Source organism: Nonomuraea sp. KM88, assembly GCF_052245635.1.
Taxonomy (GTDB): Bacteria; Actinomycetota; Actinomycetes; order Streptosporangiales; family Streptosporangiaceae; genus Nonomuraea.
In genome coordinates this window covers 362,299-377,012 of the sequence record NZ_JBQQCC010000003.1, presented here as the reverse complement: position 1 = coordinate 377,012, position 14,714 = coordinate 362,299, and the positions used below count along the sequence as shown (strand labels likewise).

At 72.0% G+C, this 14,714-nt stretch carries 12 protein-coding genes; 10 read left to right on the top strand and 2 right to left on the bottom strand.

Features of this window, described 5'->3' with window-relative positions; all coding sequences use genetic code 11:
* Positions 1–43: 43 nt before the first annotated feature.
* The 3 genes from ACTWPV_RS11300 to pyk all read left to right on the top strand — a co-directional run bounded on the left by ACTWPV_RS11300 (position 44) and on the right by pyk (position 4,974).
* A complete protein-coding gene (locus ACTWPV_RS11300; RefSeq protein ID WP_443151705.1) occupies positions 44–1,522 on the top strand; it encodes a glutamate synthase subunit beta in 1,479 nt (492 codons plus the stop codon).
* Positions 1,523–1,774: 252 nt separating this feature from the next.
* Entirely contained in the window at positions 1,775–3,418 is a 1,644-nt protein-coding gene (locus tag ACTWPV_RS11295; protein ID WP_443151704.1) for a S8 family peptidase, read from the top strand.
* 125 nt (positions 3,419–3,543) lie between these two features.
* A complete protein-coding gene (pyk, locus tag ACTWPV_RS11290; protein WP_132508412.1) occupies positions 3,544–4,974 on the top strand; it encodes a pyruvate kinase in 1,431 nt (476 codons plus the stop codon).
* A gap of 186 nt (positions 4,975–5,160) precedes the next feature.
* Here the strand turns inward: pyk and dapD are convergent, their stop codons facing one another.
* Positions 5,161–6,123, bottom strand: a complete 963-nt coding sequence (dapD, locus tag ACTWPV_RS11285) for a 2,3,4,5-tetrahydropyridine-2,6-dicarboxylate N-succinyltransferase (RefSeq protein ID WP_443151703.1) — start codon at positions 6,121–6,123, stop codon at positions 5,161–5,163.
* Between the two features lie 23 nt (positions 6,124–6,146).
* Complete coding sequence (locus ACTWPV_RS11280) at positions 6,147–6,569, bottom strand: pyridoxamine 5'-phosphate oxidase family protein (protein WP_443151702.1); 423 nt, start codon at positions 6,567–6,569, stop codon at positions 6,147–6,149.
* A gap of 211 nt (positions 6,570–6,780) precedes the next feature.
* Between ACTWPV_RS11280 and ACTWPV_RS11275 the strand changes: the two genes are divergently transcribed.
* The 7 genes from ACTWPV_RS11275 to ACTWPV_RS11245 are packed head-to-tail and all read left to right on the top strand — an operon-like array spanning position 6,781 to position 14,708.
* Complete coding sequence (locus ACTWPV_RS11275; RefSeq protein WP_443151701.1) at positions 6,781–8,115, top strand: lysine N(6)-hydroxylase/L-ornithine N(5)-oxygenase family protein; 1,335 nt, start codon at positions 6,781–6,783, stop codon at positions 8,113–8,115.
* Positions 8,115–9,170: a FecCD family ABC transporter permease gene (locus ACTWPV_RS11270; protein WP_443151700.1), complete on the top strand. Its 1,056-nt coding sequence runs from the start codon at positions 8,115–8,117 to the stop codon at positions 9,168–9,170. The genes ACTWPV_RS11275 and ACTWPV_RS11270 overlap by 1 nt, the downstream gene beginning before the upstream one ends.
* The gene (locus tag ACTWPV_RS11265) at positions 9,167–10,219 is read left to right on the top strand and encodes a FecCD family ABC transporter permease (RefSeq protein WP_443151699.1); all 1,053 of its coding nucleotides are present in this window, start codon (positions 9,167–9,169) and stop codon (positions 10,217–10,219) included. Before ACTWPV_RS11270 ends, ACTWPV_RS11265 begins: the two co-directional genes overlap by 4 nt.
* Positions 10,216–11,034 (top strand): ABC transporter ATP-binding protein, encoded by an 819-nt coding sequence (locus ACTWPV_RS11260; RefSeq protein ID WP_443151698.1) that lies wholly within the window; start codon positions 10,216–10,218, stop codon positions 11,032–11,034. The genes ACTWPV_RS11265 and ACTWPV_RS11260 overlap by 4 nt, the downstream gene beginning before the upstream one ends.
* A complete protein-coding gene (locus tag ACTWPV_RS11255; RefSeq protein WP_347642815.1) occupies positions 11,009–11,236 on the top strand; it encodes an MbtH family protein in 228 nt (75 codons plus the stop codon). The genes ACTWPV_RS11260 and ACTWPV_RS11255 overlap by 26 nt, the downstream gene beginning before the upstream one ends.
* Positions 11,237–11,244: 8 nt before the next feature.
* Positions 11,245–12,927 (top strand): ABC transporter ATP-binding protein, encoded by a 1,683-nt coding sequence (locus tag ACTWPV_RS11250; RefSeq protein WP_443151697.1) that lies wholly within the window; start codon positions 11,245–11,247, stop codon positions 12,925–12,927.
* The gene (locus ACTWPV_RS11245) at positions 12,924–14,708 is read left to right on the top strand and encodes an ABC transporter ATP-binding protein (RefSeq protein WP_443151696.1); all 1,785 of its coding nucleotides are present in this window, start codon (positions 12,924–12,926) and stop codon (positions 14,706–14,708) included. The genes ACTWPV_RS11250 and ACTWPV_RS11245 overlap by 4 nt, the downstream gene beginning before the upstream one ends.
* Positions 14,709–14,714 lie beyond the last annotated feature (6 nt).

The window sequence follows — 14,714 nt, the reverse complement described above, 5'->3', positions numbered from 1 at the left end:
GTGCTTGTCAACCACTGTTCAGGGTTAAGGGAGGCGTAACCGAATGGCTGACCCGAAGGGTTTCCTCACGCACGACCGGGAGCTGCCGGCGCGCCGCCCCGTGGACGTCCGCATCAGCGACTGGCGCGAGGTCTACCAGGACTTCCCGCAGGACAGGCTGACCAGGCAGGCGGCCCGCTGCATGGACTGCGGCATCCCGTTCTGCCACAACGGCTGCCCGCTCGGCAACCTCATCCCCGAGTGGAACGACCTCGTCTTCCGCACCGACTGGCGCGAGGCGATCGAGCGGCTGCACGCCACGAACAACTTCCCGGAGTTCACCGGCAGGCTCTGCCCGGCTCCGTGCGAGGCGGCGTGCGTGCTCGGCATCAACTCCGACCCGGTGGCGATCAAGCGGGTCGAGGTCGAGATCATCGACCGGGCGTTCGCCGAGGGCTGGGTGACCCCGCAGCCCCCGGCCGTCAGGACCGGCAAGAAGGTCGCCGTCGTCGGCTCGGGGCCCGCCGGCCTGGCCGCCGCCCAGCAGCTCACCAGGGCCGGGCACGACGTGGTGGTGTTCGAACGGGCCGACAGGATCGGCGGCCTGCTGCGCTACGGCATCCCCGAGTTCAAGATGGAGAAGCGGCACATCAACCGCCGCCTCGACCAGATGCGGGCCGAGGGCACCGAGTTCCGCACCGGCGTCAACGTCGGCGTCGACATCACCGCCGCCGAGCTGCGCGAGCAGTTCGACGCCGTGGTGCTGTCGGGCGGCGCCACCCAGTGGCGTGACCTGCCGGTGGCCGGGCGCGAGCTCAAGGGCGTCTACCAGGCCATGGAATACCTGCCGCTGTCCAACAAGGTCCAGGAGGGCGACCTCGACCGGTCGCCGGTCTCGGCCGAGGGCAAGCACGTGGTGGTGATCGGCGGCGGCGACACCGGCGCCGACTGCATCGGCACGGCGATCAGGCAGGGCGCGAAGTCCGTCACCCAGCTCGAGATCATGCCCCAGCCGCCGGCGACCAGGCCGGGCAACCAGCCGTGGCCGACGTACCCCATGCTGTTCAAGATGGAGAGCGCCCACGAGGAGCTCGCCGACGGCGGGGGAGATCGGGTCTACGCCGTCTCCACCACCGAGTTCGCCGGCGACGCCGACGGCAACGTGCGGGCGCTGCGGCTGGTCGAGGTCGAGGGGCCGCAGAACGGGTTCAAGCCCATCCCCGGCACCGAGCGGGAGATCCCGGCCGAGCTGGTCACCCTGTCCATGGGCTTCCTCGGCCCGGAGAAGGGCGCCCTGCTGCAGGACCTCGCCGCCGTCGCCGGTGACGGCTTCTACGACGCCCGGGGCAACGTCTCGCGTGACAAGACGTACATGTCCAAGGTGGACGGCGTCTTCGTGGCGGGCGACATGGGGCGCGGGCAGTCGCTCATCGTCTGGGCCATCGCCGAGGGCCGCGCCGCGGCGTCGGGCGTGGACCGGTTCCTGACGGGGGAGACGGCCCTGCCGTACCCGATCCTGCCCACCGCGCGGCCGCTGGTCTGACGGTACGGCCCGGCGGCCGCCCGCGAGGCGGCCTCCGGGCGGTGCTGCGCGGCCGGCCACGATGCGTTCGTACCTGCGCCGGATCCGTGCGCTCACCGCGCGGGCCGCGCGGGCCGCGCGGGCCGCGCGGGAAGGTTGGTGGGGATTGACCTAGCTTCGCCACCCATCAACTGAAATTTCACTACTAAGGCGCATCGCTGGTTGACTGTCGGGAAGATGCGGATTCACGGCCAGTCAGCGAACGGGGGAACCATGCGGCGAGTCGCCTCAGCAACGATGGCGCTCGCCGCCGCAGCCGCCCTCACGGCCTGCGCACCGCCGGCCGCGGCACCCCAGAGAGCGGCCGCGCCCCAGAAGGACTATCTCGTCTTCTACGCGGCGGGACGGCACGCCCAGGCCGTGACCGCCGTCGAGCGGGCCGGCGGCACCACGGTCGGAGAGGACGCCAGGCTCGGCTACCTCCTGGCCAGGGGCGCGGGCGGCGGCTTCGCCGAGGGCGTGGGCGCCGACCAGGCCATCGTGGGGGTGTCCGCCGACCGGCGCATCGGTTACGCCACGGCCGGCCGGGGCACTCATCAAGCGGCCCGGCCCGCCACCTTCCCCGACGCGTCGTCGTTCACCAAGAGCGCGGCGGAGCCGCTCGCCGGCCGCCAGTGGGACATGCGCATGATCGGCGCGGACCGCGCGAACGCCAAGGCCCCCGGCACGAAGAAGGTCCTGGTCGGCGTCATCGACACCGGCGTCGACGGCAAGCACCCCGACATCGCCCCCAACTTCAACCGCGAGCTGAGCCGCAACTTCGTCACCGACCGGCCCAAGGACGAGTACGGCGAGACGCTCGACGGCCCCTGCGAGGCCGAGGGCTGCAAGGACCCCGCCGACGTGGACGACGACGGCCACGGCACCCACGTGGCCAGCACGATCGCCTCCCCGATCAACGGCATCGGCATCGCGGGGGTGGCGCCGGGCGTTCAGATCGTGAACCTCAGGGCCGGCCAGGACTCGGGGTTCTTCTTCCTCAAGCCCAGCCTCGACGCGCTCGCCTACGCCGCCGACATCGGCGTGGACGTCGTGAACATGAGCTACTACGTCGACCCCTGGCTGTTCAACTGCACGTCCAACCCGGCCGACACCAGGAAGCAGCAGCTGGAGCAGCAGGCTGTCATCACCGGCATGCAGCGGGCCCTGGACTACGCCAGGAAGAAGGGCGTGACGCTCATCTCCGCCCTCGGCAACGGCGGCACCGACCTCGGCCATCCCAAGGTCGACGACCAGAGCCCCGGCTACCCGAAGGGCGACGAGAAGAAACGCGAGATCGACAACTCCTGCGTCAACGTGCCCGCGGAGTCCGCCGGCGTCATCTCCGTCTCCGCCGTCGGCCCCTCCGGACGCAAGGCGATCTACAGCGACTACGGCGTCGAGCAGACCGACCTGGCCGCGCCCGGAGGTGACATCCTCGACGGTCAGGGCGCCAGAGCCGACCGGGGGATCCTGGCCGCCGCACCCGAGCACGTGCTGCGCGCGTCCGGGCGCATCGACGCCAAGGGCAACCCCAGGGGCGCGGACGTGGTCAAGGACTGCAAGGACGGCCGCTGCTCGTACTACCAGTATCTGGAGGGCACCTCCATGGCCTCGCCGCACGCCACCGGGGTCGCGGCGATCCTGATCAGCCGTTTCGGCAAGCCCGGCAGGGGCGGGCTCCACCTCGATCCCGCCACCACCGAGCGACTGCTCTACAAGACCGCGACCCAGAAGGCGTGCCCGACGCCCCGCCGCCACGTCTACACGATCTACAACAAGACCGAGACGCACGAGTGCGAGGGCGACAAGGCGGACAACGGCTTCTACGGCCACGGCATCGTGGACGCCTGGAAGGCCGCCACCACCGAACCGTGACGGCGTGAGCAGCACACGAACTTGGCCCGTCCAGGGGGTGCCGTTCTCGTTCTGTTCCCCTTCTGCGGGTACGTTCTCCGTCGTCAGTGACTGTTAAGTGGTCTGTACCAATTAAGGTAGGACTCGTGACTCGTCGCGCGAAAATCGTCTGCACTCTCGGCCCCGCCACATCGTCCAAGGAACGCCTGCACGAGCTGATCGCCGCCGGCATGGACGTGGCACGGTTCAACCTCAGTCATGGCAACCATGACCTGCACAGAGAGGTCTACGACCGGGTCAGGGAGGTGGCGGCCGACCTCGGCCGCGGTGTAGGCGTGCTCGCCGACCTGCAGGGCCCCAAGATCCGTGTCGGCACGTTCGAGGAAGGCCCCGTCAGGCTGGGCTTCGGCGACGTCTTCACCATCACCACCGAAGACGTGCCGGGTGACCGCGAGCAGGTCTCCACCACCTACAAGGGGCTGCCCAACGACGTCCGCCCCGGCGACACGATCCTCGTCGACGACGGCCGCCTCGTGCTCGAGGCCACCCGTGTCGACGGCGACCGCATCGCCACCCGCGTCGTCATCGGCGGCATGATCTCCGACAACAAGGGCCTCAACCTGCCCGGCGTCAACGTCAGCGCGCCCGCGCTGACCGACAAGGACGAAGCCGACCTGCGCTGGGCGCTGCGCACCGGATGCGACATGATCGCCCTGTCGTTCGTCCGCCGCCCGTCCGACGCCGACGTCGTGCGCAACATCATGGAGCAGGAGGCCGTGCGCCTCCCGCTGCTCGCCAAGATCGAGAAGCCGCAGGCCGTCGACCGCCTCCCCGACATCGTCGAGGCCTTCGACGGCATCATGGTGGCCCGCGGCGACCTCGGCGTCGAGCTGCCGCTCGAGCAGGTGCCGATCGTGCAGCGGCGCATCATCGAGCTGTGCCGCGAGAAGGCCCGCCCGGTCATCGTCGCCACCCAGATGCTCGACTCCATGATGAGCTCCCCGCGCCCCACCCGCGCCGAGGCCTCCGACGTGGCCTACGCGGTCATGGACGGCGCCGACGCGGTCATGCTGTCCGGCGAGACCTCCGTCGGCAACTACCCGATCGAGGCCGTCTCCACGATGGACCGCATCGCCTGCGCCGCGGAGAAGCACTCCCTGCACGCCACCCACACGCTGGAGCGCATGCCGGAGACGACCGGCGGCGCCATCGCCAGGGCCGCGGCCGAGGTCGGCGCGATCGTCGGGGCCAAGGCGCTCGTGGCGTTCACGATGTCGGGCGAGACGGCCCGGCGGCTGGCCCGCTACCGCTCGCCGATCCCGCTGCTGGCCTTCACGTCGGCGCCCCACGTGCGGGGGCAGCTCTCGCTGACGTGGGGGGTGGAGACGTTCCACGTGCCGTTCGTCCACCACACCGACGACATGGTGCGGCAGGTCGAGGCCTCGCTGCTGTCGTCGGGGCGGCTGGAGAAGGGCGACAAGGTCGTCATCGTGGCCGGCTCACCTCCCGGCACCCCGGGCTCCACCAACGCCCTGCGCGTGCACACCATCGGATCCGCCGTGTCCCACGCGCACTGACTTCTTCCCTCTCCCACGGCTTCGGCCCTCAGCCACCCGCCTCGGGTGGCTGAGGGCCTTCCGCGGCAGAACGTGGCCGGCTGCCCGTTACGTGGTTTCCTCTTTTACGGCTTCGCCCGGTCCAGCCACCTGCGGCGGGTGATTGGACCGGGCGCAGCCGTAAGGGAAGAAGAGCGAACCAACGCGTCAGTTGGCGTGGAGGGCGGCGTTGAGTTCGATGGTGCCGCCCTCGCGCGGCACCGCCTCCACCGCGCCCGACTGCGAGTTGCGGCGCAGCAGGATGCCGTTCGAACCCGACAGCTCGGCGGCCTTGACGACCCGGCCGCCGGGCAGGGCGACCTTCGTGCCCGCCGTCACGTAGAGACCGGCCTCCACCACGCAGTCGTCGCCCAGCGAGATGCCGATGCCGGCGTTCGCGCCCAGCAGGCAGCGCTCGCCGATCGAGATGACCTGCTTGCCGCCGCCCGACAGCGTCCCCATGATCGACGCGCCGCCGCCCACGTCGGAGCCGTCGCCGACCACCACGCCGGCCGAGACCCGGCCCTCGATCATCGAGGCGCCCAGCGTGCCGGCGTTGAAGTTGACGAAGCCCTCGTGCATGACGGTGGTGCCGCTCGCCAGGTGCGCGCCCAGGCGCACCCGGTCGGCGTCGGCTATCCGCACGCCGGACGGCATCACGTAGTCGACCATCCGCGGGAACTTGTCGACGCCGTACACCGTCACCGCGCCCCTGGCCCGTAGCCGCAGGCGGGTCCGCTCGAAGTCCGGCACCGGGCACGGGCCCGCGTCGGTCCACACCACGTTGGCCAGCAGGCCGAAGATGCCGTCGAGGTTGACGCCGTGCGGCCTGACGAGGCGCGCGGAGATCAGGTGCAGTCGCAGGTAGACGTCGTGCGCGTCGACGGGGGCCTCGGAGAGCTTGGCGATGCCGGTGCGCACCGCGACCACCTCCACGCCCCGCGCCTCGTCGGGCCCGGTCAGCCCCGCCAGTTCGCCGGCCTCGCCGGCGGGGAGCCGCTCGGTGCCCGAAACGGGCGCGTCGCCCAGCTCGGGTGCGGGGAACCAGGTGTCGAGCACGGTGCCGTCGGAGGCGATGGTCGCGAGGCCGACGCCGAACGCGCCGGTCGAGGTGGGATCGATAGCAGTCACGGGGCCAAAAATACCGTTTCCGCTCAGCTCAGGGCGCCGAGGTCGGCGGAGAGCCAGTGTTCGGGCCGCATCCTGAACGTGACGAGCGCGTGCAGGTCGGAGCCCTGCACGTAACCCGACACGGCGTCGGGCGGCAGGTAACGCGCCGCGATGCGCCTCAGATCCTCCAGCGTCGTGGGATCGGAGCGCACCAGCGGCCCCTCCACCGACACGTACCGGTAGGTGGGGCTGACCCGCTGCACCAGCATCGAGAACCGGCCCGCCTTCGCGATCAGCCGGGCCTTGACCGAGTCGCCGTCGGTCAGGAACCGGATCTCGCCGCCGGGGCGGTAGTCGTACCAGACGGGTACGTTCAGCGGCCCCCGTCCCTCGCCGCCCTCCACGGCGAGGCTCGCGATGTGCGGCTCCGCCAGGAACGCCTCCCGTGCCGCCACGTCCAACGGCATGCGCCCACCCCCGTCTTCATCGATCTTGATGACGGTCATTCCCGGTGGGAGCGGTCCCGAAAAGCCACTCGCTGTCCCTTTCCACGCCGGTCGTCCGCAGGCATGGCTCGCCGGACCCCGGTTCCGCGGCCCTCGTCTCGGAGCGAACGGCCCGCCTTGCAAGGTAAGGCTAACCTAATCTAGCATCTGCCGCAGAGGAGGCGATGCCTCGGTGGAGACACTGCTGAGCAGACTCAACGGCACCTACGACATCCTGGGAATCGGCTTCGGCCCATCGAATCTCGCGCTGGCGATCGCCTTGCGGGAGCACAACGCCCGGGTCCCGGCACCCGAACGGGTCCACATGCGGTTCCTGGAGAAGCAACCCGGCTTCGGCTGGCACAAGGGGATGCTTCTCGACGACGCGACCATGCAGGTGTCATTTCTGAAAGACCTGGTCACCCTGCGCGATCCCGCCAGCGATTTCAGCTTTCTGTGCTTTCTGAAGGACAGCGGCAGGCTGGTGGACTTCCTCAACCACAAGACGCTCTTCCCGCTGCGGATCGAGTTCCACGCCTATTTCGAGTGGGCGGCCGAGCGGGTGCGGGACCTGGTCGCGTACGCCGAGGAGGTCGTGTCCGTCGAGCCGGTGACCGCGGAGGGCGGCGGCGTCCCCGCGTTCGACGTGATCAGCACGGACCCGGAGCGTCCCGGGCACACCACCGTGCGGCGGGCCCGTAACCTGTGCGTCGCCACCGGGCTGGAGCCGCACCTGCCGCCGGGAACGGTCGTCTCCGACCGGGTGTGGCACAACAGCGAGCTGCTGCCCCGGGTGGCCGCCCTCAAGGAGGCCGGGGTCCCGGTGCGGCGGGCCGTGGTGCTCGGGGCCGGCCAGAGCGCGGCCGAGACCGCCGACTACCTGCACCGCACCTTCGCCGGCGCGGAAGTCTGCGCCGTCATCGCCAAATACGGCTATACCCCCGCCGATGACAGCCCTTTCGCCAACCAGATCTTCGACCCCGAGGCCGTGGACACGTTCTTCGGCGCTCCCTCAGCGGTCAAGCAGTCCCTGCTCGACTACCACCGCGGCACCAACTACTCCGTGGTGGACATGGACCTCATCGAGTCCCTCTACCGGACCATGTACCGGGAGAAGGTCCAGGGCGGCGAGCGGCTGCGCGTCCTGCGCGCCTCACGCATCCGCGAGGTCGGCGAACGGGACGACCGGCTCGACGTCACGGTCGAATATCTGCCCACCGGCGAGCACGAGGTGCTCGAGGCGGACCTCCTCGTCCACGCCACGGGCTACCGGCCCCAGGACATCGGCACCGTCCTCGGCCAGGCCGCCAAGTTATGCCTGCGCGACGACGAGGACCGGCTCAGGATAGGCCGCGACTACCGCGTCGAGACGCCCGCGCACGTGTCGGCGGGCATCTACCTGCGAGGGGCAGGTGAACACACCCACGGCCTCACCTCGACGCTCCTGTCCGCCACCGCCGTCCGCGCCGGCGAGATCCGCGACTCGCTGCTGGCCGGCCACACGCCGCGGGCCAGGGCGGCGACATAGTGGTCCTCTCCGATCGCCGGCCGGCCGCCCCGGCGGACCGGCCGGCGGGCGTCGCCGCGGGCAACGCCGGCCGGAGCGGCTGGCTGCTCGTGCTCGTGGCGGCGCTGGTCGCCACGTGCGTCCTGAGCATCGCCGTCGGCACCAGGAACATCGGCCTCGACACGGTCTGGGACGCGTTCGCCCACGCCGCGGACACCGACGACCAGGCGATCGTGCGCGAGCTGCGGGTCCCGAGGACCGTGCTGGGGCTGCTGGCGGGAGCCGCGCTCGGCGTCTCGGGAGCGGTCATCCAGGCGGTGACGCGCAACCCGCTGGCGGACACGCAGATCCTCGGGATGAACGCGGGAGCGGCGCTCTTCGTCGTGTTCGCGATCGGGGTCCTGGGCCTGACCTCCATCTGGTCGTACGTGTGGTTCGCGTTCGCCGGGGTGGCCTTCGCCATCGTGCTCGTCTACACGCTCGGCTCCATCGGGCGCGGGGAGGCGACGCCGCTCCGGCTGACGCTCGCGGGCGTGGCGCTCGGCGCCGTCATGGGGGGCGTCTCGGCCGCGATCCGGCTGCTGAAGCCGCGAGCCTTCGACTACCTGCGCTTCTGGGACGTCGGCACGCTCGGCGGCCGGCCGCTGCCCATCGCCGAAGCGGTCGCGCCGTTCATCCTGGCCGGACTGGTGCTGGCGTTCGCCGCCGCCCGCTCGCTCAACGCCGTCGCGCTGGGCGACGACCTCGCCCGCTCGCTGGGCGCCGGCGTCACCCGGACACGCGTGCTGTCCGTGGTCTCGGTGGCGCTCCTGACGGGCGCGGCGACCGCGGCGGTGGGCCCGATCGGGTTCATCGGCCTGATGGTGCCGCACGCCGTCCGCCGGATCGTCGGGCCCGACCAGCGGTGGATCCTCGCGTACACGGTGATCTGCGCCCCGATCCTGCTGCTCGGCGCGGACATCGCGGGACGGGTGCTGATCCGCCCCGCCGAACTGCAGGCGGGCATCGTCACCGCGTTCCTGGGCGCGCCGGTGCTGATCTGGCTGATCCGCCGCCGGGCGGTGACGAGCCCGTGAGCGGCGTGGACTTCGGTCACCGGGTCGTCATCGTGCGCCGGCCCCGCGCGTCCGTCCGGTTCGGCGCGCGCACGGCGCTCGTCTGCGCCGCGCTCGGCCTCGCGGCCGCGGCGGTCGCCGTGCTCGGGCTGGGCACCGGGGAGTTCGAGGTGCCGCCGGGCGAGGTGATCCAGGCGCTGGCCGGGCAGGGACCGGGCGCGACGCGCCTCGTGGTCGTGGAGTGGCGGCTGCCGCGCGTGTTGCTGGCCCTGCTCATCGGCGCGGCGCTCGGACTGAGCGGAGCCGTCTTCCAGTCGTTGTTGCGCAACCCGCTCGGCAGCCCCGACGTGATCGGGTTCAACACCGGCGCCTACACGGGGGTGCTGGTCACGATGGTGCTGGCCGGCCGCGGCTACTACGAGACCGCGGCGGGCGCCCTGATCGGCGGGCTCGCGGCCGCCCTGGTGGTCTACCTGCTGGCGTACAAGCAGGGCGTGCAGGGATTCCGGCTCATCATCGTGGGGATCGCGATCAGCGCTGTCCTCGCCTCCGTGAACCAGTGGTTCGTCATCAGGGCCGACCTGCGCCTGGCGGTCGCCGCGGCGATCTGGGGACAGGGCAGCCTGAACACGGCGAAGTGGGAGCACGTCCCGCCCGTGGCCGCCGCGGTCGTGCTGCTCGCCGGATGCCTGCTGGCTCTCGGGCCGCGCCTGTCCCTGCTGGCGATGGGCGAGGAGCCCGCCGCCGCGCTCGGCCTGCGCACCGAACGGGCCCGGCTGCTCTATCTCGTCGTCGGCGTGGCGCTGACCGCCGTGGCCACCGCCGCAGCGGGACCGGTCTCGTTCGTCGCGCTCGCCGCCCCCCAGCTGGCCCGCCTGCTCACGCGTACGGCCGGCATAGCGCTGGCGCCCTCGGCCGCCATGGGCGCGCTGCTGCTGACCGCGAGCGACTGGCTCGGCCAGCGCGCGTTCGCCCCCACCCAGCTTCCCGTGGGCGTGGTGACGGTGTCGCTCGGCGGCCTCTACTTCGCCTGGTTGCTGGCCAGGCCGATGCGGAAGGCGAGGTCATGAGACTGAGCGCCAGGGACCTCACTCTCGGCTACGACCACCGGCCGATCAGCGAGCACCTCAGCGTCGACATCCCGGACGGCGCGCTCACCGTGATCGTCGGCCCGAACGCCTGTGGCAAGTCCACCCTGCTCAGAGCGCTGTCGCGGCTGCTCAAGCCGTCCGCGGGACAGGTCGTGCTGGACGGCGGGGACATCCACTCCTACCCGGCCAAGGAGGTCGCCAGGCGGCTCGGCCTGCTGCCGCAGTCGTCGATCGCGCCCGACGGCATCACCGTGGCCGACCTGGTGGCACGAGGGCGCCACCCGCACCAGAACCTGATCAGACAGTGGTCGGCCAGGGACGAGGCGGCCGTGGTGAGCGCGATGGCGGCCACCGGCGTCACCGACCTGTCCGGGCGGCTCGTCGACACGCTCTCCGGCGGCCAGCGCCAGCGGGTCTGGGTGGCGATGGTGCTCGCCCAGGAGACCTCGATCGTGCTGCTCGACGAGCCGACCACGTTCCTCGACATCGCCCACCAGATCGAACTGCTCGAACTCTGCCTCCGCCTGAACCGGGAGCAGCGCAACACCATGGTGGCCGTCCTGCACGACCTCAACCAGGCCTGCCGGTACGCCGACCACATCATCGCGATGAAGGCGGGCGCCGTCGTGGCGCAGGGCGACCCCCGGAAGATCGTCACAGCCGAACTGATCGAGGACGTGTTCGGCCTGCCCTGCCGCATCATCGACGACCCGGAGACCCACACCCCGCTGGTCATCCCCCGATCCCACCACGCAGTCAGGAGTCACGATGTCCAACAATCCCTTCGACGATGAGAACGGCACCTTCTACGTGCTGGTGAACGACGAGGAGCAGCACTCCCTGTGGCCGACGTTCAAGGAGGTGCCACAGGGCTGGCGGGTCGTCTTCGGTGAAGGCGGCCAGAGCAAGCGCCAGGAGTGCGTGGACTACGTCGAGGAGCACTGGACGGACCTGCGGCCCAGGAGCCTGCGCGAGAGCATGGCCGCCGACCAGTGACGCGGCCCATGACCGGCCGGCGGGTGTTGTGGCGCGCGGTGACGCGTAACCGGTGGCAGCTCGGCACGGGGACCGGCCTGATCAGCCTGCACCAGGTCTGCGAGTCGCTGGTGCCGATCCTCATCGGGGTGATCGTCGACCGGGCCATTGGTCCGGGGGACGGCGGCGCGCTGGTGCTCTGGGTGGCCGCTCTGGCCGGCCTGTTCACCGTGCTGAGCATGGCCTACCGCTTCGGCGCCCGCCGGCTGATGCTCGCCATCGCGGACGAGGCGCACCTGCTGCGCGTCGAAGTGGCCGCCAAGATCATGCACCCGCGCGGGATCAGGACCGACCGCCGTGCCGGTGACCTGCTCACCGTGGCCACGACCGACACCGACAACACCTCCTACCTGCTGGACTACGTGCCGCGCGTCGCGGGGGCGGTGACGGCGACCGTGGTGAGCGCCGTCGCGCTGCTGGTGATCGACGTGCAACTCGGGCTGGCCGTGCTGGCCGGAACCCCCGTGGTGCTCCTCGGCCTCCAGGCCGCCACCCCGCTCATCACCAAGCGGGTCACCGAGCAGCAGGACCTCGCGGGGGAGGCGACCTCGCTGGCGGGCGACCTGGTCAGCGGCGTACGCCCGCTGCGCGGCATCGGCGCGGAGCGCGCGGCGGCCGGCCGCTACGACGAGGTCAGCAGGCGGTCCCTGCGCGCCGCGCTACGCGCGGCGCGCACCCAGGGCGCGTACCTGTCCGCCTCCACGGCCGGCGGCGCGCTCCTGGCCGGCGGCGTCGCGATCCTGGCCGGGTGGTTCGCGCTCAACGGGAGGATCACCGTCGGCGAGCTCATCACCGTCATCGGCCTCGCGCAGTTCCTGATGGAGCCCATCGGCACGCTCGCCGTCGTGCCCGGCTGGGTCGCGGAGGCCAGGGCGTCCGCCGACCGTGTCGCCACCGTGCTCGACGCGCCCGCGCTGCTGCCGGAGGGCACGGAGACGCTCGACGCCGGCTCACCCGACCTCGAGCTGCGGGCGCTCAGGTACGGCCCGCTCGACGGGGTCGACCTGCACGTGCGCCCCGGCGAATTCGTCGGCGTGGTGCCCCACCGCTCCGCCGACGGGGAGGCACTGGTCAGGATCCTGTCCGGCCGGGTGGCGCCCGGAGAGTACGAAGGCGGCGTCCTCGTCGGAGGCACGCACCTGGCGCGCCTCGACCCGGAGCACGCCCGCCGGGCGATGCTGGTGGAACCCCACCTCACGGACCTGTTCACCGGGACCATCGAGGAGAACGTCACCGCGGGCGGCCCGCTGGACGAGACCACGCTGGCCGCCTCCGCCGCCGACCAGGTCGTCTCCGCCCACCCCGACGGCCTCACGCATGTCGTCGCGGAGCGGGGCGCCAGCCTCTCGGGCGGGCAGCGGCAACGGCTGGCGCTGGCCCGCGCGCTCACGGCACGCCCCGCGATCCTCGTCATGCACGACCCCACCACCGCCGTGGACGCGGTGACCGAGCACGAGATCGCCCGCGGCCTGCGCGCCCTGCGCCACCCCGGCTCCGGGGGGCTCACCACCCTGGTCGTGACGAGCAGCCCGGCCCTGCTCGCCATGACGGATCGGGTCGTGGTCCTCGACGGCGGCCGGGTCGCCGCGGAGGGCACCCACGCCGAACTGGCCGTCACCGACGACGACTACAACCGGGCGGTGCTGCGATGACCGGACCAGACAGGCTGCCCGTCGCCGACGCCCGCAGGACCTGGGCGTGGCTGCGGCTCGAACTCCGTGCGCGATGGATCGGCGGCACGCTCGCCGCGCTGGTGGGCATCGTGGGCGCCGCCGCGTCGGTGGTGCCCGCGTACGCCCTGGGCACCCTCGTGGACCGCGTCAGGGAGCACGCGCCGGTCTCGGCGATCGTGCCCATCGTGGTCGTCATCGTGGCCGCGGCCGTCGCCGGCGGCGCGGCCACCGGCACGGCCACGTACCTGATCGGCCGGGTGTGCGGGCACATGCTCGCGGACCTGCGGGAACGTACGGTGGCCAGGGCGCTCAGCCTGCCCGTCACCACCCTGGAACGGGTCGGCAAGGGAGATCTGCTGTCACGGGTCAGCACCGACGCCGCCTCGATCGGCAAGGCCGCCACCAGCGTGGTCCCCACGATGATCTCCGCCTTCCTGCTGGGCGTGCTGAGCATCGCGGCGATGGCCGGGATGGACTGGCGGCTCGGGCTCGCCGGCGCGGTCGCCGTCCCGCTCTACGTGGCGGCGCTGCGGTGGTACCTGCCGCGGGCGGCGCCGAAGTACGCCGCCGAGCGGCACGCCGTGGCCGGCAACTCGCAACTGCTGGTGGAGAACATGCAAGGTGTGCGCACGGTGCACGCCTACCGGCTGGAGCAGCGCCGGCTGCGCGACATCGGCGACGCCTCGCACCAGGTGCACGACATCTCCCTGTCGGTTTTCACGCTGTTCACCCGTTTTGTCGGCCGGGTCAACCGGGCGGAGTTCTTCGGCCTGGCCGCGATCCTCGTGGTCGGTTTCCTCCTCGTCAGATCGGGAGCCGTCACCGTCGGCCAGAGCGCCGCGGCGGCCGTGCTGTTCCACCGTTTGTTCAACCCCATCGGCATGCTGCTGTTCACGTTCGACGAGTTGCAGGCGGCGGCGGCGAGCCTCGCCCGGCTGGTCGGCGTGGTGGACCTCGCGTCGGACCCTGGCGACGACCCGGACCGTCCTGGCGCGGACGGGGGCGCGGACCGGCCGGCCGGCGCCGGGCTGGAGCTGTCAGGCGTGCGCTTCGGCTACGACGCCGGGCCGGAGGTGCTGCACGGCGTCTCCATCAGCCTGCCCGCCGGCGCCCGCGTCGCGCTGGTCGGATCCACGGGCGCGGGCAAGTCCACGCTCGCGGCGATCGCCGCGGGCATCCTGCGCCCCGGCAGCGGCACCGTGTCCGTCGGCGGCGTGGCGCTGCCGCCCGACCGGCTGCGCGCGCACGTCGCGATCATCACCCAGGAGGTGCACGTCTTCGCCGGCCCTCTCATCGAGGACCTGCGCCTGGCCAGGCAGGAGGCGTCGCCGGGCGAGATCGCCTCCGCGCTGTCCGCCGTCGGCGCGCTGGACTGGGCGACGGCCCTGCCCGACGGTCTCGACACGGTGGTCGGCGAGGGCGGCCACGAGCTGACCACCGCCCAGGCCCAGCAACTCGCCCTCGCCCGCCTGATCCTCGTCGACCCGGCGATCGCCATCCTCGACGAGGCCACCGCGGAGGCGGGCAGCCTCGGCGCGCGCACCTTGGAGGAGTCCGCCGCCGCGGCCACCCGGGGACGCACCACCCTGATCGTCGCCCACCGGCTGACCCAGGCCGCCGCCGCCGACCGGGTCGTCGTCCTGGAGCACGGCCGGATCGCGGAGCAGGGCCGGCACGAGGAACTGGTCGCCGCGGGCGGCCGGTACGCGCAGCTCTGGCGTGCCTGGGAGGCGCGCACCCCCACGTCGTCATCACGTTAGGCAGCC

Excerpts from the sequence above, each read along its gene's own strand:
- ACTWPV_RS11250 (WP_443151697.1), top strand. The coding sequence starts at position 11,245 with ATGACCGGCCGGCGGGTGTTGTGGCGCGCGGTGACGCGTAACCGGTGG.
- ACTWPV_RS11295 (WP_443151704.1), top strand. The coding sequence starts at position 1,775 with ATGCGGCGAGTCGCCTCAGCAACGATGGCGCTCGCCGCCGCAGCCGCC.
- ACTWPV_RS11300 (WP_443151705.1), top strand. The coding sequence starts at position 44 with ATGGCTGACCCGAAGGGTTTCCTCACGCACGACCGGGAGCTGCCGGCG.
- ACTWPV_RS11260 (WP_443151698.1), top strand. The coding sequence starts at position 10,216 with ATGAGACTGAGCGCCAGGGACCTCACTCTCGGCTACGACCACCGGCCG.
- ACTWPV_RS11245 (WP_443151696.1), top strand. The coding sequence starts at position 12,924 with ATGACCGGACCAGACAGGCTGCCCGTCGCCGACGCCCGCAGGACCTGG.
- ACTWPV_RS11255 (WP_347642815.1), top strand. The coding sequence starts at position 11,009 with ATGTCCAACAATCCCTTCGACGATGAGAACGGCACCTTCTACGTGCTG.
- ACTWPV_RS11280 (WP_443151702.1), bottom strand. The coding sequence starts at position 6,569 with ATGCCGTTGGACGTGGCGGCACGGGAGGCGTTCCTGGCGGAGCCGCAC.